Origin of the sequence: Streptomyces sp. NPDC102270 (assembly GCF_044766405.1) — a bacterium.
In the GTDB taxonomy this organism is placed as follows: Bacteria; Actinomycetota; Actinomycetes; order Streptomycetales; family Streptomycetaceae; genus Streptomyces.
In genome coordinates this window covers 222,512-245,899 of record NZ_JBIWLX010000007.1, presented here as the reverse complement: position 1 = coordinate 245,899, position 23,388 = coordinate 222,512, and the positions used below count along the sequence as shown (strand labels likewise).

The following is a 23,388-nucleotide window of genomic DNA, read 5'->3' as shown; positions in this document are numbered from 1 at the left end:
GCGGCCGGCCGGGCAGTTCCCCGCACCCCTGAGTGAGTTGCCGTCACCCGCGTTCCACGTACGGGCGCCAGCCTCCGTACGCCGTGATGTCCTCGGTGTCGGTCAGTGCTGCCGGCTCGCACAGGAACCCGGGGACGGCGGTGCCGTCGGCCAGTTGCACGCTGCCCAGCGTCATCGGGCGGGGGAGTGCTGCCAGGAGCCGGCCGAGGCCCTCCGCCGGTAGGCTCCACACTTCCGCCTCGATCGCCGCACCGCCGTCGCCGACATGAACCAGACCCGGTTTCGGCGGGACCGTCCGCAGGGCGTGCAGGCGGTACACCGGCGCGGTGGTGGTCGTACGGTCCAGGCGGGCGCCCAGGGCGAGGAGTTGGGGATTCAGCGGCTGCCCCGTCAGGTGGGCGCCGACCACCGCGAGGCGGGTCTCCGGCCGGAGCAGGCGCGCGATGCTCGCCAAGCGTTCATCGGTGTGCGCCGGGCCGATCAGCATCACGCCGAACGGGAGACCGTTCACCTCGCCCGCCGGGACGGCCACGGCCGCCAGGTCGAAGAGGTTCGTGGAGTTGGTGAAGCGGCCCAGGCGGGCGTTGGCGCCCAGCGGGTCGGCGGCAACCTCGGCAAGGGTGGGGTGACCGGGGGCGGTGGGCAGGAGAAGGGTGTCCGCGTCGGCCAGTTCGGCCACGGCCCGGGTGCGGAGCGTGGCCAGGCGGTCCAGGTCGGCGTAGAGCTGGTGGGCCGGCAGGTCGCGGGCGCGAGTGATGATGGCGGCGACCGTGGGATCGAGGGAGTCGTCGTTCGCTTCCGTCGCCTTGTCGACGAAAGCCCCCACCGCTGTGTAGCGCTCGGCCACGAACGCACCCTCGTAGAGCATCGCCGCCGCCTGTGTGAAGGGCGTGAGGTCGAGCTCGCGCACCGAGGCGCCGGCCCTGATCAGTTGATCCACCGCCTCCTCGAACGCCGCTGCCCACCCCTCGTCCAGTTCGCCGAGCTGCTCGCGCGCGGGGACCGCGATCCGCCAGGGCCCGGGGCGGCGTCCTGGCAGGGACGGGGCGGTACCCGTGATCATGTGGGACAGCGCCTGCTCGGCCTCCGGGAGGGTGCGGGCGAAGACGGTCACGCAGTCGATCGAGGCGCAGGCCGGGACGACCCCGGCCGTGGGGACCAGGCCGCGGGTGGGCTTGAGGCCGACGATGGCGTTGAAGGCGGCCGGAACCCGGCCCGAGCCCGCCGTGTCGGTGCCCAGGGCGAAGTCGACGATGCCCAGCGCCACCGCCACCGCCGATCCGGAGCTGGAGCCGCCGCTCACCCGCAGGGGATCGTACGCGTTGCGGACCGCGCCGTACGGGGAGCGGGTGCCGACCAGGCCCGTCGCGAACTGGTCCAGGTTCGTGGTGCCGAGCACGATCGCGCCCGCCGCGCGGAGACGGGCGACCACCGGGGCATCGGCCTCGGGACGGTAGGCGTACGACGGACAGCCCGCGGTGGTGGGCAGGCCGGCCACGTCGATGTTGCCCTTGGCGGCGAACAGGCGGCCCGCGAGGGGGAGGTACCGGCCCTCCGCGAGCTGTTCGTCGATCGACCGGGCCTCCCGCTCGACCTCCTCCCGCGGACGCAGGTCGATCCAGATCTCGGGCCGGTCCACGGCCTCGACGCGGTCGTAGGCGGCACGGACCCGGGTGACGGTGCTGGACATGGCTCGCTCCTCTTTCACTGTGCGGCCGGGTTTCACTGTGCGGGCGGGGCCAGGACGAGCAGTGCCGTCCCCGCCTCCACCTGGTCGCCCGGCCTGGCCAGGATCTCCGCGACCACGCCGGCCGTCGGCGCGTGCACCCTGGACTCCATCTTCATAGCCTCCAGGGCGAGCAGCGGCTGCCCCGCCGTCACCACGTCACCCGGCTCGACGTTCAGCTGCCATACGGACGCGGCGAACTCGGCCTCGATCAGGCGGCCGCCCGCAGGGACCGCGATGTCGGCGGGGGCGGCTGCCGGTGCGGACACCGACTCGGCCCGCGCGAACTCGCCCGCCGCCTCCCACGCGTCCCGCTCCGCCGCGAAGGCCGTCTGCTGGCGCCCCCTGAACTCCGTGATGGACTCGGCGTGTTCGGCGAGGAAGGTCTGGTACTCGGCGAGCGAGAAGGTGCCCTCCTCGATACGGGGCACGAAACGGCCGGACGTGATGTCGGCGCGCAGCTCCAGGAGTTCGTCCGCGTCCACCGGATACCACTTGATGCGGTCGAAGAAGCGCAGCAGCCAGGGCGAGCCCGGCTCGAACGCGCCGCGCTGCTGCCAGGGCGACCACACCTGGGTCGTACGGCCCACGAATTGGTAGCCGCCGGGGCCCTCCATGCCGTAGATGCACAGATACGCCCCGCCGATGCCGACCGAGTTCTCGGCCGTCCAGGTGCGCGCCGGGTTGTACTTCGTGGTCACCAGGCGGTGGCGCGGGTCGAGGGGGGTGGCCACCGGGGCGCCGAGGTAGACGTCGCCCAGGCCCAGGACGAGGTACTCCGCGTCGAAGACCGTGCGGTAGACGTCGTCCACCGAGTCCAGGCCGTTGACGCGGCGGATGAACTCGATGTTCCACGGGCACCAGGGCGCGTCGTCGCGGACGCCCGCCATGTAGCGGGCGATCGCCTCGCGGGTGGCCGGATCGTCCCAGGAGAGCGGGAGGTGGACCGTGCGGGAGGGGACGACCAGTTCGTCGGACGGGGGCAGGGACGCGGTGATCTCCCGTACGGCGGCCAGGAGTTCGTGCTGGGGCAGCCGGTTCGGCTCGGTCCGGATCTGGAGGGAGCGGATGCCGGGGGTGAGGTCGGTGATGCCGTCCGGGCCGTGTTCGGCGACCGCCTCCATCAGCGCGTGGACGCGCATGCGCAGCGCCAGGTCCAGCTGCATGGGGCCGAACTCGACCAGCAGGTTGTCGTCGCCGCTGCGGCGGTAGGTCACATCGCCGTCGCGGGCGAGGATGCCGCCGTCCACGATCGCCGGGCGTGCCGAGCCGTCCGTGGTCACCGGGACGAAGCGGACCGTGTCACCGGGGCGCAGCTGGCCCAGCTTCCAGCGCTCGGTGCTGATGACGGTGGCCGGGCACACGAAGCCGCCGAGGGAGGGCCCGTCCGGGCCCAGCAGCACCGGCATGTCGCCCGTGTAGTCGACCGCACCGACGGAGTACGGCGTGTCGTGGATGTTGGACGGGTGCAGGCCGGCCTCGCCGCCGTCGGAGCGGGCCCAGCGGGGCTTGGGGCCGACCAGACGGACCCCGGTGCGGGCCGAGTTGAAGTGGACCTTCCAGTCGGCGGCGTAGAAGTCGCGGATGTCGTCCTCGGTGAAGAACTCCGGGGCGGCGTGCGGGCCTTCGGCGGCGGCGATGTGCCAGGTGGAGGTGAAGGAGGGGCACGTGGGCGTGACGGAGGGGCGGTCTTCGACGGGCGTGGCGTCGGCCCGGCCCGACCCGTGCAGTACGTCGCCCGTCCGCAGCGCCCGTCCGCCGTGTCCGCCGAAGCGGCCCAGCGTGAAGGTGCTCGCGCTGCCGAGGAAGGCCGGCACGTCGAGGCCGCCCGCGAACAGGACGTACGTCCGCAGGCCGTGTTCGGCGGGTGCGCCGATCTCCAGGACCGAGCCCGCGGGCACGGTCACCGGCTCCCACTGTGCCACCGGTGTGCCGTCGACGGTGACCGGGGCCGGAGCGCCCGTCACGCAGACGGTCGTGGTGTGGGTGAACCTCAACGACGGTCCCTGCAAGGTGCATTCGAGACCGGGGGCTGCTTCCGGGTTGCCCAGCGCCCCGTTGCCGAGCCGGAAGGAGAGGTCGTCCATCGGGCCGGACGGCGGCACGCCGACCTGCCAGTAGCCGGTGCGGCCCGGCCAGTCCTGGACCGTGGTGAGGGTGCCGGCCGCGACGACCTCGATGCGCGGGGTCGGGTCCTGAACCCCTGAGAGGGTGGCCGTGGAGTGCGCGGCCGTCCTGAAGTCGGCGTCGGCCAGCGCCGCCCGGACCAGGCCCAGATTGGTCTCGATGCCGTCGACACGGGTGCGTGCCAGGGCCTCGTCCAGCCGTTGGAGCGCGTGGGCACGGTCCGGGCCGTACGCGATGATCTTCGCGAGCATCGGGTCGTACGACGTCGTCACCTCGGTGCCGGTCTCCACCCAGCCGTCGACACGGACCCCGCCGGGGAACTCGACCCGGGTCAACAGGCCCGCGCTGGGCCGGTGTTCGCGGGAGGGGTCCTCGGCGTAGACGCGGGCCTCGACGGCGTGGCCGCGCGGGGGGCCCGGCTCGCGTACGACGTCCCGCTCGCCCCGGGCCAGGCGGAGCATCCAGGCGACCAGATCGACGCCGTAGATCTCCTCGGTGACCGGATGCTCTACCTGGAGACGGGTGTTGACCTCCAGGAAGTAGGCCTCCTCGCGGGCGGCGTCGTAGACGAACTCCACGGTTCCTGCGGAGCGGTAGCCGACGGAGGCGCACAACCCGCGGGCGCTGTAAGCGAGTTGTGCGCGGACGTGGGCGGGAAGGCCCGGTGCCGGAGCCTCCTCCAGGACCTTCTGGTTGCGGCGCTGGAGGGAGCAGTCGCGGTCGCCGAAGGTGACGACTCTGCCCTCGCCGTCGCCGAAGACCTGTACCTCGACATGGCGGGCGTGCTCGACGAGCCGTTCCAGGAAGACGCCGGCGGAGGAGAAGGAGGCGGCGGCGACGCGCTGCACCCGGTCCCAGGCGTCGGTCAGTTCGTCGGCGGAGTGACAGGCCGACATGCCGATGCCGCCACCGCCGCCGGTGGCCTTGAGCATGACGGGATAGCCGATGGCTCCGGCCGCTTCGAGGGCTTCGTCGAGAGAGGGCAGCAGGCCCGTTCCCGGCGCCAGCCGCACTCCCGCCGCCTCGGCCGCGGCCCGTGCCGTGTGCTTCGCGCCGAACAGCTCCAGCTGCTCGGGCGCCGGGCCCACGAACACGATCCCCGCTTCCTCGCAGCGGCGGGCGAAGACGGCGTCCTCGGACAGGAAGCCGTAGCCGGGGTGGATCGCGCCCGCGCCCGAGTCCTTGGCCGCCTTCAGCACCAGGTCGGCGTCGAGATACGACTCCTTCGCGGGCGCCGGGCCGAGACGTACGGCCTCGTCGGCGAGCCGGACGTGGGGGGCGGCCCGGTCGGCGTCGGAGTACACCGCGACGGTCCGCAGGCCCAGTTCGCGGGCCGTGCGGATGATCCGGACCGCTATCTCGCCCCGGTTGGCGACGAGGAGGGTGTCGAAGGTCATGCGCCGGCCCCGATCGTCGTCTCCACAGACCCGATCGTCATTTCCACGGGTGTCGGGTCGAAGCCGTTGCAGGGGTTGTTGATCTGGGGGCAGTTGGAGACCAGGACGAGGACGTCGCGTTCGGCGCGCAGGGTCAGGGAGAGACCCGGGGCGGAGATGCCGTCGACGATGCCGAGGGTGCCGTCCTTCTCGACCGGGACGTTCATGTACCAGTTGATGTTGGAGACGAGGTCGCGCTTGCCGAGGCCGTACTTCGCGCCCTCGGCGAGGAAGTTGTCCACGCACGCGTGCTGCGACCAGGTGTGGTGGCCGTAGCGCAGCGTGTTCGACTCCTTGGAGCAGGCGCCGCCGACCGTGTCGTGGCGGCCCACGTCGTCGGCGGTGACCGTCATCAGCGGGGTGTGCTCGTTGGACATCAGCACGCTGCCCGTGGTGAGGAAGATGCCGCCCTGCGCCTGGACGGTGTCGGGGGCGCTGTAGCGGACCGCCGTGTCGTGGGCGTCGTAGACGAGGAAGTCGACGGCCTGGTTGCCGTGCAGGTCGGTGATGGTGAGCGTCTCGCCCTCGCGGATGAGGGAGGACCAGGCGGAGCGGGCGGCAACCACCGCCTTCGTGTGCGTCCCTTCGAGATTCATGCGCGTCCCTTCGAGGCGAGGAAGTCGGCGGTGTTGAGGAAGGCTCGGCGGCCTTCGGGGGTGGCGTCCCAGAGGGGGTCGCCGGCGCGGGTGGGTTCGGCGCGCCAGGCGAGGACCTCCAGCGGGGTGCTGACGTAGGCGGGCCGGGGGTCGGCGGGGTGCGGGACGTTGGCGATCAGCACCGTCACGTCCTGTTCGGCGCGGAGGGTCACGCCGGCGCCGGGGCCCGCCGAGCCGGTGAAGTCGAGGGTGCCGTCCTCGCGGATCCGGACGCCCTGGAAGAAGGAGAGGGAGGGCGGCAGATCGCGGGGTTCGAGGCCGTTCTTCGCGGCCGCCAGCTTGAAGAGCTCGCGGCCGGCGGGGGAGGGGCTCTGGGGGGTGCCGTCGCCGTAGCGCTCGGTGTTGCGGGCCAGGGTGGAGGTGCCGCACAGGGCGTCGTGGCGGCCGGAGGTGTCGGCGACGACGCTCGCGAGGACGCGGCCCTGGTCGGACAGGAGCAGTTGGCCCTCACCGAGGTAGGCGTTCCACTGGACCTTGACCGTGTCGGCGACGTTCAGGCGCTCCCAGGGGCGGTCCTCCGCGTACAGCAGGAGGTGCGCGCAGGCGTCTCCGTGGAGATCGGTGAGGCGCAGTTCGGTGCCGCGTGCGAGGACGCGGTGCGTGTAGTTGCCGCCCGCCACGGTCTCCGCCCACACCAGGGGGCCCGCCGCGGAGGGCGGCTCCGGCCAGTCGCCGGCCGGCACGACGGGCATGGCCTCGGCACGGGTGCCCTCCTGGGCGCGGGCGTGTGCTCGGGCTCCGTATGTGGTCTCTGTGGCCATGGCGGACCTCCGGCTCCGGGGGGTGTTTCTGTCGCTTGACAGAAATTAAGGGCGGGGTAGGTCGGGGGGATTGCCCGGGTGTTGCGGGGGAGTTACCGGGGGCTCACGGGGGTGGGGCGAGGTGCGTTGTCGTTGTCGGGGGTGGGTGGGTGTGTCGTCGGGGGTGGTGCGGCAGGTCCCGAGCGTTGTCGGGTGCGGCGCGATGGATCCGGTGCGCTGCCGGGCGCGGGACGGTGGGGGTTGGTCGCGCAGTTCCCCGCGCCCCTGGAGGGTGGTGTGGTGCGTGTCGCTGGGCGGCGGGGGTGCGTCCGGTGATCCTCGGTGGGCGTTCCGGGAGCCTGGGTGTGGTCGTCCCGTGGCTGCCCGAAGATCACCCGGCGATCACCCCGCGCCCCGTGTGCGAGGATCGAACGCATGGGTACGACAGGTGGGGCGGCGGAGTCCGGGCGGCGGGTCGGCAGGCCCCGGGCCGATCGGCGGCCGGACAGCGGGCTGGCGCCACGCGACGAACTCCTTGTCGCCGCAGCCGAGTTGTTCACCTCCCTGGGTTATGCCGCCACCAGCACCCGGGCCGTCGCCGAGCGTGCGGGCATGCGGCAGGCGTCCATGTACCACTACGTCTCCGGCAAGGAGGAACTCCTCGCCCAGCTCCTGGAGTCCACCGTCACGCCCTCGCTGGCGTACGCCCGTGAGCTGCTGGCGGACGACAAGACCCCGGCCGAGGGCAGGCTGTGGGAGCTGTGTCGCGCGGACGTCGAGGTGCTGTGCGGCGGCCCGTACAACCTCGGCGGGCTCTACCTGCTGCCTGAGGTGCGCGCCGAGCGCTTCGCCGGCTTCCATGCCGTGCGCACCGAACTCAAGGACGCCTACCGGCAGTTGCTCGCCGCGACGGCCGCGGGCGGCGCCCTCGCCAAGAGTGAGCTCGAACTCCGCACGGACCTGCTGTTCGGCCTGATCGAGGGCGTGATCCTGGTCCACCGCTCCGACCCCGAGCGGCCCGTCTCCGTCTTCGCGGAGGCCACCGCGGACGCGGCCCTGCGCATCGCCGGAATCCCAGTCGGGCACCCGGCCGAGAACTGATCTTCACTCACCGCGGTGAGTGGGTTTCGTGCGCCCGTACGCCATGACTCCGTGTGTTCGACTGATCTCGGAGCGTGTAAATGGACCGAGGTTACTCCAGTCGCAATGCCCGTTTCAGGCGCTTGCTGAATATGACACGGCGATGATCCGGTCGGACTAAGCTCGCCCGCAGCGCACCGAGTTGATGTGTATTCGTGCGCTTGTTCCCTATATGTGCGACTCCCCGTCGATACGTCTCAGAGGGCCCACATGGTGAGTGTTCAATCCCCCCCAGGACGCCGTGAACTGCCGTATGCGCGCGTGCTGTTGCTCCCCGCCATAGTCATGGCCGCGGCGACCGGGGCCGGTGTCGCGCTGGTGCAGCAGCCCGCCAGGGCCGCTGTCGGCTGGTGCGGTGCGATCGCCACGCTGCTGGTGATCGCGGTGGCGGCCGAGGCCGTACGGCGCGGTCGTGAACTGCGTGACCAGAGACTCGAGCACATCCAACACACGGCCCACCTGAAGCAGCGCATCGCCGACCACGACCAGGACATGATCCGGTTCGCCAAGGAGATCGCGCCCGCCGCGCTGGACTGGCTGCGCCGCGGAAGTTCCCCCGGAGAGGTGATTCGCCGACTCGGTGAGTTCGACCCCGCGTGGGCGAACCTGCCCGAGGCGCAGATCCGGTTGCTCAAGACGGTGCTCACCATCGTCGACACCGAGGAGATCATGCGTGACGCCGCGCAGCGCTCCTTCGTGAACATCGCCCGGCGCGTGCAGGCCATCGTCCACCAGCAGGCCAACGAACTGCGGGAGATGGAGGAGGACCACGGCCGCAACCCCGAGGTCTTCGACGACCTCCTGCGCATCGACCACGGCACCGCGCTGATCGGCCGGCTTGCCGACTCCATCTCCGTCCTCGGCGGCGGCCGCCCCGGTCGACAGTGGCCCGAGCCCGTCGCGCTGTACAGCGTGCTGCGCGGTGCCATGTCCCGGATCCTGGAGTACCGGCGCATCGACCTCTCCTCGATCGCCAAGGTCAACGTCAAGGGCACCGCCGTAGAGCCGGTCATCCACGCCGCGGCCGAACTCCTCGACAACGCCACGCGCTACTCGCCGCCCCAGAGCAAGGTGCACGTCACCGCCACCGAGGTGCAGACCGGCGTCTGCATCGAGATCGAGGACGCCGGCGTCAGCCTCAGCGAGGAGGCCCGGCTGCGGGCCGAGGGCATGCTGGAGCGGGCCAAGGCCGGCGTGGACCTCCAGGACCTCGGCGAGTCGCCGCGCCTCGGCCTCGCCGTCGTGGGCCGCCTGTGCGCCGCGTACGACATGCAGGTCTCCCTGCGCGCCTCCGCGTACGGTGGCGTCCGCGCCATCCTCGTCGTGCCCAGCGACATGCTCACCGACGAGCCCGGCGTCGGCCTCGCCCACGGCATCGGCGCCACCGCCGTGCCCAAGGCCGAACTCGGCGCCCTGCCCGGCCCCAAGCGCACGATCAAGAAGCGCCGGCCCACCAGCCCCAAGTTCACGACGCCGGTGTCCATGGAGGACGACGTCCCCGAGGTCACCGAGTGGACGGCCAACGGGCTGCCGCAGCGCCGCAGCCGGGTCAAGACCTCGTTCACCCAGCGCTACGCCGAGCAGGCCGAGATCGAGCGCGCCGAGCGGGAGGGCCGCCCGACCATCTGGTCGACGGCCAAGCGCGAGCCCGAGCCCGAGCCGAAGCCCGACGACACCCCGCCGGGCCTGTGGGTCCAGGCGTTCATGGACGGCCTCAAGCGGCCCACCTCTTCCGCAGTCACCCAGCCGACCGACGAACCGGCCCGTACCGAGGCCGAAGACGAGGGGAACCTCAAGTGATCCAGCAGCGAGGCAACTTCGACTGGATGCTCCAGGACCTCGCCAAAGGCGTACCGGGCATCCAGATGATCGTGGTGCTCTCCGCCGACGGGCTGCGCATCGCCCGGCACGGCGGAGACCCGGACACCGCCGACCGCGTCGCCGCGGCCTGCGCGGGCCTGCAGAGCCTGGCGGGCGCCGTGGCCGGGGAGATCCCCGGCAGTGACGGCAAGATGAAGATGGTCCTCATCGAGATCCACGGGGGCTACTTCTATCTGATGGCCGCCGGCCCCAACGCCTACCTCGCGGTGCTCTCCGACATCATCACCGAACCCGGCCACATGAGCGCCCGTATGAGCGATCTGGTCGTCCGCATCGGCGCGCACCTGACGAGCCCGCCCCGGCGCAACGGGCAGACCGTATGACTCCTCCGCAACGCCGACGGCGATTCCCCAAGGCCGGTCCGGAACCGACCCCGCCACCCCCGCAGGAGGGCCAGGACCCACCCGAGGGACCGAAGAAGAACCCCGAGCGGCTGTACGTCATCACCGGCCCCGACGGAGTCGAGCGCTCGGAACTCGACCTGGTCACCTTAATCGTGGCGCACGCCGACCCGCCGCCCTCCGCCACGCCCGAGCAGGCGGCGCTGCTCAGGCTCTGCACGGCCCCCCTGTCCGTGGCCGAGCTGTCCGCCTATCTCAGCCTGCCGTTCAGCGTGGTGACCGTCCTGCTCACCGAGCTGCTGACGGCCGAACTGGTGACGGCGCGCGCCCCGGTGATCCGCCAGGCGCTGGCCGACCGTTCCCTCCTCGAAGCGGTGATGCATGGACTTCAAAGGCTCTGACACCATCCCCGGTCCGCGAACAGAGGACCACCTGCCCCAGACCGCCGAGGCCGCGGTGAAGATCGTCATCGTCGGCGGCTTCGGCGTCGGCAAGACGACCATGGTCGGCTCGGTCAGCGAGATCAAACCGCTGACCACCGAGGAGACCATGACCCAGGCCGGCATCGGGGTCGACGACAACTACGGCTCCGAGACCAAGACGGCCACCACCGTGGCCATGGACTTCGGCCGCATCAGCATCACCGACCAGCTGGTCCTCTACCTCTTCGGCACCCCGGGCCAGGAGCGCTTCTGGTTCCTGTGGAACGGCCTGTTCGAAGGCGCACTCGGCGCGGTGGTCCTGGTGGACACCCGACGCCTCGAGGTCAGCTTCGACGTGATGGACCGCCTGGAGGAACGCGGCGTGCCCTTCGTCGTCGCCATCAACACCTTCCCCGACGGCCCCCGCCACGCCATCGAGGACCTGCGCAGCGCGCTCGACCTGAGCGAGGAGATCCCGATCCTCGAATGCGACGCGCGACGGCGGGCGTCGAGCCGGGATGTGCTGATGACGTTGTTGCAGTTCCTTCATTCGCTGGCGGTGGAGAAGGCGCCTGTGTGAGGCGAGTCCCCACAGAGCCGTCGCCGCTTGACCTCCCCGACGCTCCCGGCCCCTCTCGAACCGCTCGGGCCGGGACAGCCCATGACTTTCTCCAGACCAGATCGACCTCAGCTCCGGAGCGACCATCGTGACGCCTGAATCCTTCTCCCCGGCCGGTACGTACGACCCCGCGGGCGCCCCGCCCCCAGGCTGCCCCGCGCACGGCATCGGCGTCGGCGGACTGCGCCGGCTGTACGGACCCGGTGCGGAGGATCTGGGTGCCGTGTACGAGGAACTCCGCGCCGAACACGGAACCGTGGCTCCAGCGCTGCTTCACGACGACGTGCCGATCTGGGTCGTGCTCGGCCACAGCGAGAACATGCACTTGGTGCGCACGCCCTCGCACTTCAGCCGTGACACCCGGCTATGGACACCCATGCAGGACGGCACGGTCAAGCCGACTCACCCGATGATGCCGCATCTCGCCTGGCAGCCCCTCTGTTCACATGCCGAGGGCGACGAGCACCTGCGGCTGCGTGGCGCGGTCAACGGCGCCATCTCGACCATCGACCACCGGGGTGTCCGCCGCCATATCAACCGCGCGACCCAGCACCTCGTCAACGAGTTCTGTGAGCAGGGCAGGGCCGATCTGGTCAGCCAGTTCGCCGAGCGTCTGCCGATGATGGTGATGTGCGAAATCTTCGGCATGCCCGACGAGTACAACGACCGGATCGTGGAGGCCGCCCGCGACCTGCCCAAGGGCACCGAGACGGCCATCGAGAGCAACGCCTACATCATGGACGTCCTCACTCGGCTCACCGCCCGTCGCAGGGCCGCACCCGAGGACGACTTCACGAGCCATCTCATCAACCACCCGGCGAGGCTCACCGACGAAGAGGTCAGCCAGCACCTGCGCCTGATCCTGATCGTCGCGTACGAGAGCACCGCCAACCTCCTCGCCAATGTGCTGCGGGTGGTGCTCACTGATCCGCGGTTCCGTGCGCAGCTCAACGGCGGCCAGATGACGGTGCCTCAGGCGGTCGAGCAGTCCATGTGGGACGAGCCGCCCTTCAGCGCCGTTCTGGGCTACTTCGCCAAGCAGGACGCCGAACTGGGCGGTCAGCACATCCGCAAGGGTGACGGCCTGATCCTGGGCATCGCGCCGGGCAACGTCGATCCGCGCGTCCGTCCCGACACCAAGGCCAACATGCAGGGCAACCGCTCCCACCTCGCCTTCAGCGGTGGTCCCCACGAGTGCCCGGGTCAGGACATCGGCCGTGCCATCGCCGATGTCGGCGTCGACGCGCTGCTGACCAGGCTTCCCGATGCTGAACTCTCCTGCGACGAGGAGGCGTTGGAGTGGGAGGAGACGCTCTCCAACCGGCATCTGGTGGAGCTGCCGGTGAAGTTCTTGCCCAAGCCCCAGCAGGACGTCATGGCGCGGCCGGCGCACCGGGTGCCGTCGCCACGCCCCAGGGACTGGCAGATCAGCACGCCTCTGCCCCAGAAGCCAGCCGCTCCGGAGCCGAGCGTGTCGGTCCCCGAACCCGCGCCCGAACCGGTCAGGCGTCCCGGGGCCTTTCAGCGCCTGCTGCGCTGGTGGCGCGGCGAATGAGCCGAGGGCACCCTGCTATCCGGTCGCCCACTCCTCATACGACGACCAGGCCCGCAGCACGCGCGGACTGACGAGGCGATGCTCACGTCCGGTGACCGGATCGGTGAACTCCATCGTCCGCGCCAGCAGTTGGAGCGGACGCCGGAAGTCGCCGGGCGCCACTGGAGCGGTGACCACCGGATAGAGGGGGTCGCCGAGGATCGGCACCCCCAGAGCGCTCATGTGTACCCTCAGCTGGTGCGTCTGCCCGGTACCCGGTGTGAGCCGGTACCGGGCGCGCTCACCCCGGTGCTCCAGCAACTCGACCCGGCTGACGGCGTTGGGCTCACCGTCGACCTCGTGGGCCGCCAGGACTCCGCGCTCCTTGACGATGCGGCTGCGCACGGTACGGGGAAGGGCCAGTGCCGGGTCGTAGGGGGCCACGGCTTCGTACTCCTTGGCCACCCGTCTGTCCCGGAACAGGGATTGATAAGCGCCGCGTTCCTCGGGACGCACGGTGAACATCACCAGGCCGGCCGTCAGCCGGTCCAACCGGTGCGCGGCGCCGAGCGCAGGGATGGCCAGATCCCGCCGCAGCCGCGCCAGGGCCGTCTCGGCGACATGACTGCCGCGCGGGGTGGTGGCGAGGAAGTGCGGTTTGTCGGCCACCACCAGGTGCTCGTCCCGGTAGACGACGTCGATCGGGAAGGGAACCCGCTCCTCTGCGGGCAGGTCCCGGTGGAACCACACGAACATCCCCGGCGCGTATGGCATGTCCCGCGGCACCGGATGCCCGGAGGCATCCACGATCTGCCCCGCCTCCAGCATCCCGTCGATCATCTCGGCCCCGGCCGCGAGCCGCGCCACGAGATGATCCCGCACGGTCGGCCAGGCATCACCGGGCGGCAGCCGTACCCGCACCGGATCGACCCCGTCGCGCTGCGGCAGGGGGGAGGGCGGGGGCGGAGTACGGCGTCTCATCACGATCAAGCGTACGGCCGGGTACCGAGGGAGAGGCTCAGTCGCCTCCCACGGGTGAACCTCCCGGGCTCACGCACCGACAGTACCGAGGGATCGGGCTCATGGGATCACTTCTGCTCCGTTCCGGCCGGAGAACAATGTGCTCCGGTCTCGTACGGCTGACGCGCAGGCGAGGGCCAGCCGCTGGAGGTCTGCCACACCGAAGTGCGCATCCCAGCGGTCGCGCAGCCAGCCCCGCACGATCGTCGAGCTGCCGGCGTAGAGCCTGTCGAGTGCCGGCCCGACGTTGACGGGCTCCGCCTGGTCCGTGCAGGTGCATCCGGCCCGTGAGAAGTACTCAGCCAGCCGGGGCGCGTACGTCCACTCCATGCTCGGCCGGAGCTTCTTGCGCACGATCGTCTCGGTGCCGTCGTGCACCCGCTCCCGGCCGCCTCGTGCGTACAGGCATGTGCCCACAACGAAACCCGCGACAACGCGTTGCCACTGTTCGCCCCCGACAGCGCAGGTGTGGCTCAGGCAGACCTCCAGGATGTCCCAGAGCTGACCGCTGTCGTGCAGCCGCAGCACCAAATTGTTGCGGTTGCCGTTCTCGGCGTCACGCCCCTGGTCGATCAGGTCATGAGCGAGCACGGCAACCATCGTGGTCTCATCGACGATCTCCCGAAAACGCTCCGAGCGGTCGTCCTGGACGGTGTAGATGTGCACCCCGATGTCCGCGCCCCTGATCCGGATGTACTCCTCGGGGCCGAACAGATCAGGAAGTTGGAGGATTCCGGTCAGATTGTCGACGAGCTGAACGGCGCCGCACTCCACTTGCGCGGCGACCACCAGTTCGCCCTCGTCCCCGAGTAACCGCACGCATTGCTGGGACGCGGCCACCGCCTCCCGCGCGAGTCGGCCGATCTCCTGGACCTGTGGTGTGGTTCCCGCGTAGTACTCGCTGATTCCCGCCAGCACGCCCCACAGGAACGTGGTCCTGGCTTCGAGAGCAGTGCTCCATTCGGGCGCGGTGCACAGAGCGGTGAAGAGCCCCGCCATTTCCATGGCGAAGGAGTACGGAGCCGTACGGCCTACGGCCCGTCGGCACCACTGCTGGGCTCGGTCGACGGAGAGCTCCCCGCGTACGTCGATCAGTGGGGGGCTCTCCGAGTTGCGCATCAGCCGGTCGCAGGCAACGGTCAACAGCCCACCGGTATCCCTGCCGAGCAGTGTCTGCCAATTCACCTGCCGCTGATCACGCCGCAGCAGGGTACGCACTGCCCGCAGGGCGGGGGACCGGATCGCATCGAGATGCGAGCTGGGCGACCTCAGCACGGATCGACTGCCGTTGGCGGTCTCCGCGTCGATCGCATGGCAGAGCATTCCGGACAAGGCCGTGGCACGAGGGTCGGAAAGAAGAGAGCCAACCGAACTCCGCCAGTGTGCGGGTTCCAGGATCGGTATGACCTGACCAGGGGTTACTGGGCTCAGGGCGCCTGTCAGGCCCGCCAGGTCACTCACTTGACGCTCCCTCTGCCCGGAGCCCGCCTCCCCTGGTGCGCATCTGCTTGTGAATCGCCTCGTGTGATGAAAGGCCGGAATAAGGCCCCCTGTTGTACGTCCATGCGTAAGATATCGAGAACGAGGTAATACTCATCGTGCTGATCTCCCGTCGCGTATTCAAGACCTGGAATGGCCAGTCCTTCTCAGGTCCTTCGGCTTGGGTAGGACACGGAATCGAAAGGCGTTCCGGGGGGTACGCGGGATGCGAGGGGGCGCGCGTCACGGCCAGGGTGACGGGCGCCGAGCGAGGTGTGCGTGCCCGATCAGTGGAACGGCCCGGGCGACTCGCCTGGAGCAGACACATGCATGATGCCCTCCGGGTGGCGGCGGAGCCGACGAAGTCCATGAACTACGCGTTGTGTTCCGTACGCTGCGCCCGCAGCGCGGCTGAACTCGTGCACGAACGAACCCGGCCTCGTCAACTGCGCTCCAGGCGGCCGTGGTCTGCGCGGCGGCAGCCGGACGGTACGTGGGATCGGTGGCCACCACCGCCACGACAGCATTGTCGGAGGCGAGGTCGTGGATCATCACTACCTTCCAGTGCCACCGTGGGTTTCGTCAACTGTCCGGGGCGAGTTGGAGCTGGTGCGAGGCACCGTGGGGGACGGCTGCGAGGGGCGCACAGGGCACAGGCCGGGCCGTTGTTCGCGGCGACATTCCGGGCGGCCCGGTCGGTAAGAGGCAGGCGTTCGTCGCCGGTGGATTCGCACGGGTACACGGCCACGCCGACGGTACCGACCGCGTCCGCGCCTTACGCGCGACACGCTTCCGAGGCCCCCCGCCGACCGTCGCAGGCATTCGGCCACCACCCTCACGGGCCCGGGTGCGACACCGCTCATGCCCGCAATTCACCCTGACAGCCCACCACTTCGCACCATGCGACGATTTCCGGCCGCGGGGAAGGGGGCGCAGCCCCGGCGCACGGAGCGGATCCCCTGGCCGCCGGATGCACGGCCGCGCATTCCAGGCCACCGATGCGCCGCGGGTACCACCCTCGTTTGCGGCAGTTGGGAAGCAAGTTCGCCGCGGGGCCAGTACGTCCGGTCCCAGCGGCCGGGGCGTGGACAGCGGTCGCGCGCGGATGGGTTCCGAGTTGCTGTGTCTCATCGTCGGTGAGGGAAAAAACCGGTTGGGACGGGCCTCGCCCGATTGGCAGGATGCGGGTCATGCCGTACCTCACCGGCCCGGTGCTCGCACCCGGCACCCTCTCCAGCACCGCTCAGCCCACCCTCCCCACCGGTGACGGACTGCTCCTGCGTCCCTGGCGAGCCGAGGACGCTCCCGCGGTCCATGCCGCGTTCCAGGACCCGGTGATGCGCCAGTGGCACGCCCGAGCCGCCGACTCCGTGGACGAGGTCGGCGGCTGGATCGAGGAGTGGCGGGAGGCCTGGGCGAGGGAGCAGACCGCTCAGTGGGCCGTGGTCGACGGGGGCACCGGTCTGCTGCTCGGCCGCGTGGCACTGCGTGAGATCCATCTCGGCGACGGGCAGGCCGAGATGGCGTACTGGACGACCGCCGGAGCCCGGGGGCGGGGGGTCGCGGCGCGTGCCACGGTCGCCCTGTCCCGCTGGGCTCTCGACGAGGTCGGGTTCCACCGTCTCGAACTCATGCACGCCGTCCGTAACGAGGCGTCGTGCCGTGTCGCCACCAAGACGGGCTTCGTCCTGGAAGGGACCAAGCGGAGTGCGGTTCTGCACCCGGACGGCTGGCACGACATGCATCTGCACGCGCGTGTGCGGGGTGACTCGGGTACGGGGTGACCGAGGGGCCGGCAGCTGAGTGCTCCCGAGCCCCGCAGTCATCCCGCGGTCATGGCGCCGGCGTACGCCCGCGCAGTGCACGCCATGTCACGCCCACCGCCAGCGTCGCGGCCAGGAACAGCACCGTGAACCACTGGAAGTACCAGTGCCCGCCCGCCGGGTCGTACACCTCGGCGCGGGGCCAGGCCAGGTTGACGGTCATCAGGAGGCCGTAGAGGAGGGCCAGGGCGTTGACCGGGATGCCCCAGCGGCCCAGGGAGAACAGGCGGGCGCCTTCCTCGTCGGTGCCTGACGAGGAGAACTCGCCGCGCACCCGGCGGAACAGCAAGGGGCCCGTGACCATCGCGTACGCCAGGTACAGCATCACGATGCAGGTCGTGCCGATCGCCAGGAACGCCTCCGGCGAGGCGAAGTTGAGGAGAAGCAGGGCGGCGGCCAGGATGCCGACGACCAGAGCGGGGGCCGTGGGCATGCCCGTGCGGGGGTTCACGCGCGCGAGGCGGCCCGCGAAGGGCAGTTGGCCGTCGCGGGCCATGGAGAAGAGCATGCGGCAGGCCGCGGTCTGGATGGCGAGGGTGGCCACCGCGATCGCGACCACCACGTCGGCCAGCAGAGCCTTGCCGACACCGTCGCCGAGGCTGCTGGTGAGGACGTAGCTGAGGCCGTCGACCGACAGATGGCCGTCGGTGAGGCTGGGGGCGGCGAGCAGGCCGGCCAGGACGATCAGGCCGCCGAGCGCGCCGGCCGCGGCGAGTGCGGTGAGGATCGTACGGGGTGCGGTGCGCCGGGGGTTGCGGGTCTCCTCGCTCATCTCGCCCGCGCTGTCAAACCCGATCATCACGTACGCCGCCGTGAACGAGCCCACCAGTAGTGCCCCGAACAGGCCGTTCTGTGCGGCGCCCGTGGTGTGGAAGGTGATGCTCGGGGTGCGCTCGGAGTGGGTCAGCAGCAGCACGATGATCAGGACCGCACCGATGATCTCGGCGGTGACGCCGACCCGGTTGATCAGGGACATCACCCGGTTGTCGACGACGTTCACGAGGGTCGTCAGGACGAGCAGGATCACGCCGAGGACGGCCGCGTTGGCGGCGCCGTCCGCCGAGGTGGGCGCCGGGTCGGTGCCGACCAGCTGGAAGCCCGACCAGATCGCCGGGAGCACCATCTGCAGGGCCAGCGCCGCCGCGGCGACCACGACGATCTGCCCGATCACCATGATCCAGCCGGCGAACCAGCCGAAGGTCGCGTTGGAGAGGCGGGACGACCACTGGTAGATCGCGCCCGAGAGGGGGTAGCGGGCCGCCAGTTCCGCGAAGCAGGCGGCCACCAGCAGCTGCCCGACCAGTACCGCCGGCCAGGCCCAGAAGAAGACGGGGCCGCCGAACGCGTACCCGAAGGCGAAGAACTGGAAGACGGTCGTCAGGACCGAGATGAAGGAGAACCCCGCCGCGAAGGACGCGTACCGGCCCAGGCTGCGGTGCAGCTCCTGGGAGTAGCCGAACTCGGTGAGGGACCGGTCGTCGGGGGAGGGGGAGTGCGGAGGATCGGGACGGACGTCGGAGGGACTGGTCGTCGTCACGGCGGTACCTGCCTTCGGCGGCATGAGGGCGGAAGCGCGGAACAGCGGTGCGGCAGCTGAATTCCTGTCGGGTGACAGAAATTAGGGAGAAGCTGTTTCGGGTGCGTGACGCGGCCGTGTCGGCGCGGAGCCCAAGTCCTCACGTGCTTGCGCGGACCGCCTATACGCGATACATCGTGTCTATTGACGGGTTCTCGTGGGTCGCGATATGTTCGCCTACGGATATTCGGATGCGAGGTGAATCATGGGGCGTCGTAAGCTCCGCAACCCCCTGGCGCTCGCCGTGCTGGCGACGCTGTGGCAGAAGCCCATGCATCCCTACGAGATCGCCCAGACCCTGCGCCGCCAGGGCAAGGACTCCAGCACGAAGATCAACTACGGCTCGCTCTACACGGTCGTGCAGAACCTCGAGAAACATGGATTCGTTGAGGTCACGGACGTGGAGCGGCAGGGCAACCGGCCCGAGCGGACCGTCTACGGCATCACCGCGGCCGGGCGCCAGGAGACCACCGAGTGGATGTCGGACCTGGTCGCCTTCCCGGCCAAGGAGTACCCGATCTTCGAGACCGCGCTCTCACTGCTCGGGGTGCTCCACCCCGACGACGTGGTGACGCTGCTGAAGGAGCGGCTCGACGCTCTGGAGGTGCAGATCGCGAGCGGCCGGGGCGCGCTGGAGAAGCTGTACGAGACGCTGCCCCGGCTCTTCCTCGTGGAGAACGAGTTCCAGCTCCACATGATCGAGGCGGAGGCGCAGTGGGTCCGCGGCTTCCTCGACGAGCTCAGAAAGGGCACGCTGCCAGGCATCGAGGAATGGAAGGCGTTCCACGAACCATGACCTGAACGAACCGTGACCTGAACGAGAACAGGCCCCGGCACGGCTGTTGCAGCAGCCCGCCGGGGCCTCGAACCCCGAACTGAATCCGCCCTGAGGCACATCCAGGCGATCGAGGTGCGGCACACCCAGGATAGCCCGGTGCTCCTCCAGCGGATCAGTCGTCATTCACCAGGAGAGCACCTGCCATGAACACCCGTGCGCCCGCGATCGAGGCGCGTCAACTGATCAAGACCTACGGCGGTGAGGTCACCGCCCTCAACGGCATCGACCTCGTCGTCGAACGGGGCAGCGTCTTCGGTCTGCTCGGCCCGAACGGCGCCGGCAAGTCCACCACCGTCAAGATCCTCACCACCCTGGCCCGCCCCGATTCCGGCTCGGCCACCGTCGCCGGCCACGACGTGCTGCGCCACCCGGACCGGGTCCGGCGGGCCATCGGGGTGGTCGCCCAGGGCTCCGGCGCCGACCCGGTCGCCACCGGCCGCGAGAACCTCCGGCTCCAGGGCAGGCTCTACGGCTTGAGAGGCGCCGCCCTGGACCAGCGGGTGGACGAGCTCCTGGAGCGTTTCACGCTCACCGAGGCCGCCCGGCGTCCGGTCAAGGGCTACTCGGGCGGCATGCGACGCCGGCTCGACGTCGCCCTCGGCCTGGTGCACCGCCCCGAGGTGCTCTTCCTCGACGAGCCCACCACCGGTCTCGACCCCGAGGCCCGCACCGCGATGTGGGACGAGATCGCGCGGCTCGCGGGGGAGGAGGGGCTGACGATCCTGCTCACCACGCACTACCTCGAAGAGGCCGACCGGCTCGCCGAAAAGGTCGCGGTCGTCGACCGCGGCCGGATCGTCGTCGAGGGCACCCCGGACGCGCTCAAGGGCGAACTCCGCGGCGACGCCGTGCACGTGGAGCTGCGCGAACCGCTCGGCGACGCCGGGCGCACGCTGCTGACCGGCGCCCTGCGCGGGGTGCCGGGCGTGCACGAGGTGCTGGCCGACGGACACCGCGTCAGCGTCCGCGCCGACGACGGGGCAGCCGCCGTACCCGCCCTGCTCGCCGCGCTGGAGCGGGCCGGGGTCAAGGTCGCCACCGCGACCGTCGCCCGCCCCTCCCTCGACGACGTCTACCTGCGCTACGCGGGCCGCCGTTACTCCGATGCCGAAGACCTGGTGGGTGCCCGATGAGCATGGCCGTCTCCCAGACCTGGTACATGACGCAGCGTCAACTCATGGTGTTCGTACGGCAGCCCGCGTTCGCCGTCATCACTCTGATCCAGCCGGTGATCTGGCTGTTCCTGTTCGGCAGCCTCTTCCGGAAGGTCGTCGAGCTCGGTGGCTTCGGCACCACCTCGTACCTCGACTACCTGGTCCCGGGGGTGGTCGTGATGAGCGCGCTCAGCTCCAACATGTGGGCGGGGATGACCACCCTGGACGAGATCCAGCGCGGCACTCTCAACCGCTTCCTGACCACTCCGGTGAGCCGGGCAGCGCTGATGAACGGCAACGTCGTCAACAACGGCCTCGTCACCGCCTTCCAGTCGGTGGTCATCGTGCTGCTCGGGCTCCTCGGGGGCGCCGACTACCCGGGCGGCATCGCGGGAGTCGCCGTCCTGGTGCTCGCCTCGGTCCTGCTGGGCACCGTCTTCGGGGCGCTGTCCAACGCGCTCGGCATGCTGGTGCGGGAGCGGGAGTCGATCATCGGGATCAACACCTTCCTGCTGCTCCCGCTCACCTTCCTGTCCAGCGCCTTCATGGCGCCCTCGCAGATGCCCTCCTGGATGCGGCACGTCGCCGACTTCAACCCGCTGAACTGGGCGATGGTGGCGGGCCGTTCGGCCCTGTCCGCGGACCCGGACTGGGGCGTGGTGCTGGGCCGCGGGGGAGCGCTGCTCGGGCTGGCGGTCGTGGCGGTGTGGCTGTCGATCCGGACGTTCCGGTCGTACCAGCGGTCGGTGTGACCCCTGCCGGACGCAACTCCGGACATCGACTCCGGACACGGCGAAAGGGCGGCACCTTCGAAGGTGCCGCCCTTTCGCGTATGCATGAGCGACCGGGAACGTATGCCTACGCGGCCGGTGCCGCCCCCTCCTGCTCCGCCTCGATGCGCGCGTTCCAGTCCCGCTTGGAGGCCTGCCAGCCGTCCTCGTTGTGGCCCAGGCGCCAGTAGCCGGAGATCGACAGGTGCTCGCGCGGGACGGCGCGTTCGACCCGCAGGAGATGGCGCAGCTGCTTCACGAAGTGCGCCTCGCCGTGCACGAACGCGCACAGCCGGCCCGCCGGGAACTCCAGTGCGCGAACGGCCTCGATCAGGGCCTCGCCGACGGGGCGGGAGCCGCGGTGCAGCCAGACGACCTCCACGTCGGAGTCGATCTTCTGCTCCTCCTCGGGCCCGGAGACCTCGATGAAGGCGTGCGCCCGGGCGCCGTCGGGCAGCGACTCCAGGGAGCGGGCGACCGCGGGCAGGGCGCTCTCGTCACCGACGAGCAGATGCCAGTCGGCCTCGGGGTCCGGGGCGTAGGCGCCGCCCGGGCCCATGAAGCGCACGGTCTCGCCGGGCTGGACGCGCATCGCCCAGGGGCCGGCCAGGCCCTCGTCGCCGTGGATCACGAAGTCCAGGGTGAGCTCGCGGTGCTCGGCGTCCCAGTGGCGCACGGTGTACGTGCGGGTCACCGGCCACTGCTCGCGCGGGAACTCCTCGCGGATGCGCTGGATGTCGAAGGGTTCGGGGTAGGTCGCGCCCTCGGCCGGGAAAAGGATCTTGACGTAGTGGTCGGTGCAGGTGTCCGCCCCGAAGTCGGCGAGTCCGTCGCCGCCGAGCACCACGCGCTGCATGTGCGGGGTCAGGCGTTCGGTGCGGACCACCTGTACGGAGTGGGGCTTGCGCGGCTTGCGTCCCGGTCCTTCTGCCATGGCGGCCTCCCAGTTCCCTACGCTTAGGCTTACCTAAGTTAGCACCCGCCCCCTTGGCGACGGCGTGCCACTCGTGGAAAGCGAGGGCAATATTTACGCGCCGAGCGTCGCCACCAGTCGGTGCAGCGATCCTCCCAGTCCCCATCGCTCCGCCAGCTTCTCCAGCGCCACGGGATCGCGCGGCGCACGCGGAACCGCGGTCTCCACCTGCGGCAGCGGGACGTCGCCGGCCACCCGCACGACCTTCGGTGCCACGGCCAGGTACGGCCGCGACTCGTCCAGCCGCTTGCGCTGCGACGGCGTGAGCTTCGCCTTCGGATCGTCGACCGCGGCCATGATCCCCGCCAGGTCGCCGAACTCGGCGAGCAGCTTGGCCGCCGTCTTCTCGCCGATGCCGGGCACGCCCGGCAGACCGTCGCTCGGGTCGCCGCGCAGCAGCGCCAGATCCGCGTACCCTCGGCCGTCGACGCCATACTTCTCGCGCAGCCACGCCTCGTCGGTCAACTGGAGCGTGCCGACGCCCTTGAGTGGATACAGCACCCGGATCCGGCGCTCGTCGTCCACCAGTTGGTACAGGTCGCGGTCGCCGGTGACGATGTCGACGGGGCCCGTCGCCTGAGCGGTGAACGTGCCGATCACGTCGTCCGCCTCGTAGCCGGCCACTCCCACGCGCGCGATGCCGAGCGCGTCCAGGACGGCCTCGATGACCGGCACCTGCGGCGACAGGGTGTCCGGCACCTCCTCCTCGTCCGGGCCGCTCTCGTGCTCCTCGGCGACGCGGTGCGCCTTGTAGGAGGGGATGAGGTCGACCCGCCACTGGGGTCGCCAGTCGGCGTCCATGCAGGCCACCAGGAGGTCGGGGTGGTGGTCCTTGACCAGGCGGTCGATGAATTCGAGGAGGCCGCGCACGGCGTTCACCGGGGTGCCGTCGGGTGCCTTCACCGAGTCCGGCACGCCGAAGTAGGCGCGGAAGTAGAGCGAGGCGGTGTCGAGGAGCATCAGTCGTCCGGTCACGTCTCGCATCATGCCGTACCCCACTGACACCGGCCGTCGACCCTTGACTCGTTCGGCGGTGTGAGCGTCCTGTGAACCAGGACACGGGTGTGTTTGGCCCAGAGACGTATGGGCAGGCGCCGCCCCGGAGCGGGGCAGGTTGCACTTTCAACTGTTCG

At 70.4% G+C, this 23,388-nt stretch carries 19 protein-coding genes; 10 read left to right on the top strand and 9 right to left on the bottom strand.

Features of this window, described 5'->3' with window-relative positions; all coding sequences use genetic code 11:
* Positions 1–43 precede the first annotated feature (43 nt).
* Genes atzF through ACIRP7_RS16250 form a run of 4 tightly spaced genes read right to left on the bottom strand, consistent with a single transcriptional unit; the run spans position 44 to position 6,706 of the window.
* On the bottom strand, positions 44–1,690 hold the full coding sequence (atzF, locus tag ACIRP7_RS16265; RefSeq protein WP_403658998.1) for an allophanate hydrolase: 1,647 nt from the start codon (positions 1,688–1,690) through the stop codon (positions 44–46).
* A 32-nt stretch (positions 1,691–1,722) separates the two neighbouring features.
* Entirely contained in the window at positions 1,723–5,250 is a 3,528-nt protein-coding gene (locus ACIRP7_RS16260) for a 5-oxoprolinase/urea amidolyase family protein (RefSeq protein WP_403658995.1), read from the bottom strand.
* Positions 5,247–5,885, bottom strand: a complete 639-nt coding sequence (locus ACIRP7_RS16255; RefSeq protein WP_403658992.1) for an urea amidolyase associated protein UAAP2 — start codon at positions 5,883–5,885, stop codon at positions 5,247–5,249. The genes ACIRP7_RS16260 and ACIRP7_RS16255 overlap by 4 nt, the downstream gene beginning before the upstream one ends.
* Positions 5,882–6,706: an urea amidolyase associated protein UAAP1 gene (locus ACIRP7_RS16250; protein WP_403658989.1), complete on the bottom strand. Its 825-nt coding sequence runs from the start codon at positions 6,704–6,706 to the stop codon at positions 5,882–5,884. The genes ACIRP7_RS16255 and ACIRP7_RS16250 overlap by 4 nt, the downstream gene beginning before the upstream one ends.
* Before the next feature lie 414 nt (positions 6,707–7,120).
* Between ACIRP7_RS16250 and ACIRP7_RS16245 the strand changes: the two genes are divergently transcribed.
* The 6 genes from ACIRP7_RS16245 (at position 7,121) to ACIRP7_RS16220 (ending at position 12,643) form a co-directional block, all read left to right on the top strand.
* On the top strand, positions 7,121–7,786 hold the full coding sequence (locus tag ACIRP7_RS16245; RefSeq protein WP_403658986.1) for a TetR/AcrR family transcriptional regulator: 666 nt from the start codon (positions 7,121–7,123) through the stop codon (positions 7,784–7,786).
* A gap of 249 nt (positions 7,787–8,035) precedes the next feature.
* Positions 8,036–9,625 (top strand): sensor histidine kinase, encoded by a 1,590-nt coding sequence (locus ACIRP7_RS16240; RefSeq protein ID WP_403658983.1) that lies wholly within the window; start codon positions 8,036–8,038, stop codon positions 9,623–9,625.
* A complete protein-coding gene (locus ACIRP7_RS16235; RefSeq protein WP_007380839.1) occupies positions 9,622–10,029 on the top strand; it encodes a roadblock/LC7 domain-containing protein in 408 nt (135 codons plus the stop codon). Before ACIRP7_RS16240 ends, ACIRP7_RS16235 begins: the two co-directional genes overlap by 4 nt.
* Complete coding sequence (locus ACIRP7_RS16230; protein ID WP_403658980.1) at positions 10,026–10,448, top strand: DUF742 domain-containing protein; 423 nt, start codon at positions 10,026–10,028, stop codon at positions 10,446–10,448. The genes ACIRP7_RS16235 and ACIRP7_RS16230 overlap by 4 nt, the downstream gene beginning before the upstream one ends.
* The gene (locus ACIRP7_RS16225) at positions 10,429–11,049 is read left to right on the top strand and encodes a GTP-binding protein (RefSeq protein ID WP_403658977.1); all 621 of its coding nucleotides are present in this window, start codon (positions 10,429–10,431) and stop codon (positions 11,047–11,049) included. Before ACIRP7_RS16230 ends, ACIRP7_RS16225 begins: the two co-directional genes overlap by 20 nt.
* A 127-nt stretch (positions 11,050–11,176) precedes the next feature.
* Positions 11,177–12,643, top strand: a complete 1,467-nt coding sequence (locus ACIRP7_RS16220; RefSeq protein ID WP_403658974.1) for a cytochrome P450 — start codon at positions 11,177–11,179, stop codon at positions 12,641–12,643.
* 15 nt (positions 12,644–12,658) lie between these two features.
* Here the strand turns inward: ACIRP7_RS16220 and ACIRP7_RS16215 are convergent, their stop codons facing one another.
* Both ACIRP7_RS16215 and ACIRP7_RS16210 read right to left on the bottom strand, forming a co-directional pair.
* Complete coding sequence (locus ACIRP7_RS16215) at positions 12,659–13,603, bottom strand: RluA family pseudouridine synthase (RefSeq protein WP_403658971.1); 945 nt, start codon at positions 13,601–13,603, stop codon at positions 12,659–12,661.
* A gap of 99 nt (positions 13,604–13,702) precedes the next feature.
* On the bottom strand, positions 13,703–14,785 hold the full coding sequence (locus tag ACIRP7_RS16210; protein WP_403658968.1) for a hypothetical protein: 1,083 nt from the start codon (positions 14,783–14,785) through the stop codon (positions 13,703–13,705).
* 1,526 nt (positions 14,786–16,311) lie between these two features.
* Between ACIRP7_RS16210 and ACIRP7_RS16205 the strand changes: the two genes are divergently transcribed.
* Positions 16,312–16,905: a GNAT family N-acetyltransferase gene (locus ACIRP7_RS16205; RefSeq protein ID WP_403658965.1), complete on the top strand. Its 594-nt coding sequence runs from the start codon at positions 16,312–16,314 to the stop codon at positions 16,903–16,905.
* A 49-nt stretch (positions 16,906–16,954) separates the two neighbouring features.
* On the opposite strand, the gene ACIRP7_RS16200 is transcribed toward ACIRP7_RS16205, so the two are convergent.
* Positions 16,955–18,481: an amino acid permease gene (locus tag ACIRP7_RS16200; protein ID WP_403658961.1), complete on the bottom strand. Its 1,527-nt coding sequence runs from the start codon at positions 18,479–18,481 to the stop codon at positions 16,955–16,957.
* Positions 18,482–18,725: 244 nt separating this feature from the next.
* On the opposite strand from ACIRP7_RS16200, the gene ACIRP7_RS16195 reads away from it, so the two are divergent.
* From ACIRP7_RS16195 to ACIRP7_RS16185, 3 genes are all read left to right on the top strand, one after another.
* Entirely contained in the window at positions 18,726–19,316 is a 591-nt protein-coding gene (locus tag ACIRP7_RS16195) for a PadR family transcriptional regulator (RefSeq protein ID WP_403658958.1), read from the top strand.
* A gap of 185 nt (positions 19,317–19,501) precedes the next feature.
* Positions 19,502–20,491 carry an ATP-binding cassette domain-containing protein gene (locus ACIRP7_RS16190; RefSeq protein ID WP_403658955.1) on the top strand — a complete coding sequence of 330 codons (990 nt, stop codon included), beginning with the start codon at positions 19,502–19,504 and terminating at the stop codon, positions 20,489–20,491.
* On the top strand, positions 20,488–21,264 hold the full coding sequence (locus ACIRP7_RS16185; RefSeq protein ID WP_403658951.1) for an ABC transporter permease: 777 nt from the start codon (positions 20,488–20,490) through the stop codon (positions 21,262–21,264). The genes ACIRP7_RS16190 and ACIRP7_RS16185 overlap by 4 nt, the downstream gene beginning before the upstream one ends.
* A gap of 106 nt (positions 21,265–21,370) precedes the next feature.
* Here the strand turns inward: ACIRP7_RS16185 and ACIRP7_RS16180 are convergent, their stop codons facing one another.
* Both ACIRP7_RS16180 and ACIRP7_RS16175 read right to left on the bottom strand, forming a co-directional pair.
* Positions 21,371–22,216 (bottom strand): siderophore-interacting protein, encoded by an 846-nt coding sequence (locus ACIRP7_RS16180; RefSeq protein WP_403658948.1) that lies wholly within the window; start codon positions 22,214–22,216, stop codon positions 21,371–21,373.
* A 93-nt stretch (positions 22,217–22,309) separates the two neighbouring features.
* Positions 22,310–23,239 carry a 5'-3' exonuclease H3TH domain-containing protein gene (locus ACIRP7_RS16175; RefSeq protein ID WP_403659575.1) on the bottom strand — a complete coding sequence of 310 codons (930 nt, stop codon included), beginning with the start codon at positions 23,237–23,239 and terminating at the stop codon, positions 22,310–22,312.
* Between the last annotated feature and the right edge of the window lie 149 nt (positions 23,240–23,388).

Bases quoted from the DNA above. Each gene is read 5' to 3' on its own strand.
- ACIRP7_RS16260 (WP_403658995.1), bottom strand. From the start codon at position 5,250: ATGACCTTCGACACCCTCCTCGTCGCCAACCGGGGCGAGATAGCGGTC.
- ACIRP7_RS16225 (WP_403658977.1), top strand. From the start codon at position 10,429: ATGGACTTCAAAGGCTCTGACACCATCCCCGGTCCGCGAACAGAGGAC.
- ACIRP7_RS16180 (WP_403658948.1), bottom strand. From the start codon at position 22,216: ATGGCAGAAGGACCGGGACGCAAGCCGCGCAAGCCCCACTCCGTACAG.
- ACIRP7_RS16185 (WP_403658951.1), top strand. From the start codon at position 20,488: ATGAGCATGGCCGTCTCCCAGACCTGGTACATGACGCAGCGTCAACTC.
- ACIRP7_RS16175 (WP_403659575.1), bottom strand. From the start codon at position 23,239: ATGCGAGACGTGACCGGACGACTGATGCTCCTCGACACCGCCTCGCTC.
- ACIRP7_RS16205 (WP_403658965.1), top strand. From the start codon at position 16,312: ATGCCGTACCTCACCGGCCCGGTGCTCGCACCCGGCACCCTCTCCAGC.
- ACIRP7_RS16240 (WP_403658983.1), top strand. From the start codon at position 8,036: ATGGTGAGTGTTCAATCCCCCCCAGGACGCCGTGAACTGCCGTATGCG.
- ACIRP7_RS16250 (WP_403658989.1), bottom strand. From the start codon at position 6,706: ATGGCCACAGAGACCACATACGGAGCCCGAGCACACGCCCGCGCCCAG.
- ACIRP7_RS16215 (WP_403658971.1), bottom strand. From the start codon at position 13,603: ATGAGACGCCGTACTCCGCCCCCGCCCTCCCCCCTGCCGCAGCGCGAC.
- ACIRP7_RS16190 (WP_403658955.1), top strand. From the start codon at position 19,502: ATGAACACCCGTGCGCCCGCGATCGAGGCGCGTCAACTGATCAAGACC.
- ACIRP7_RS16230 (WP_403658980.1), top strand. From the start codon at position 10,026: ATGACTCCTCCGCAACGCCGACGGCGATTCCCCAAGGCCGGTCCGGAA.
- ACIRP7_RS16245 (WP_403658986.1), top strand. From the start codon at position 7,121: ATGGGTACGACAGGTGGGGCGGCGGAGTCCGGGCGGCGGGTCGGCAGG.
- ACIRP7_RS16255 (WP_403658992.1), bottom strand. From the start codon at position 5,885: ATGAATCTCGAAGGGACGCACACGAAGGCGGTGGTTGCCGCCCGCTCC.
- ACIRP7_RS16195 (WP_403658958.1), top strand. From the start codon at position 18,726: ATGGGGCGTCGTAAGCTCCGCAACCCCCTGGCGCTCGCCGTGCTGGCG.
- atzF (WP_403658998.1), bottom strand. From the start codon at position 1,690: ATGTCCAGCACCGTCACCCGGGTCCGTGCCGCCTACGACCGCGTCGAG.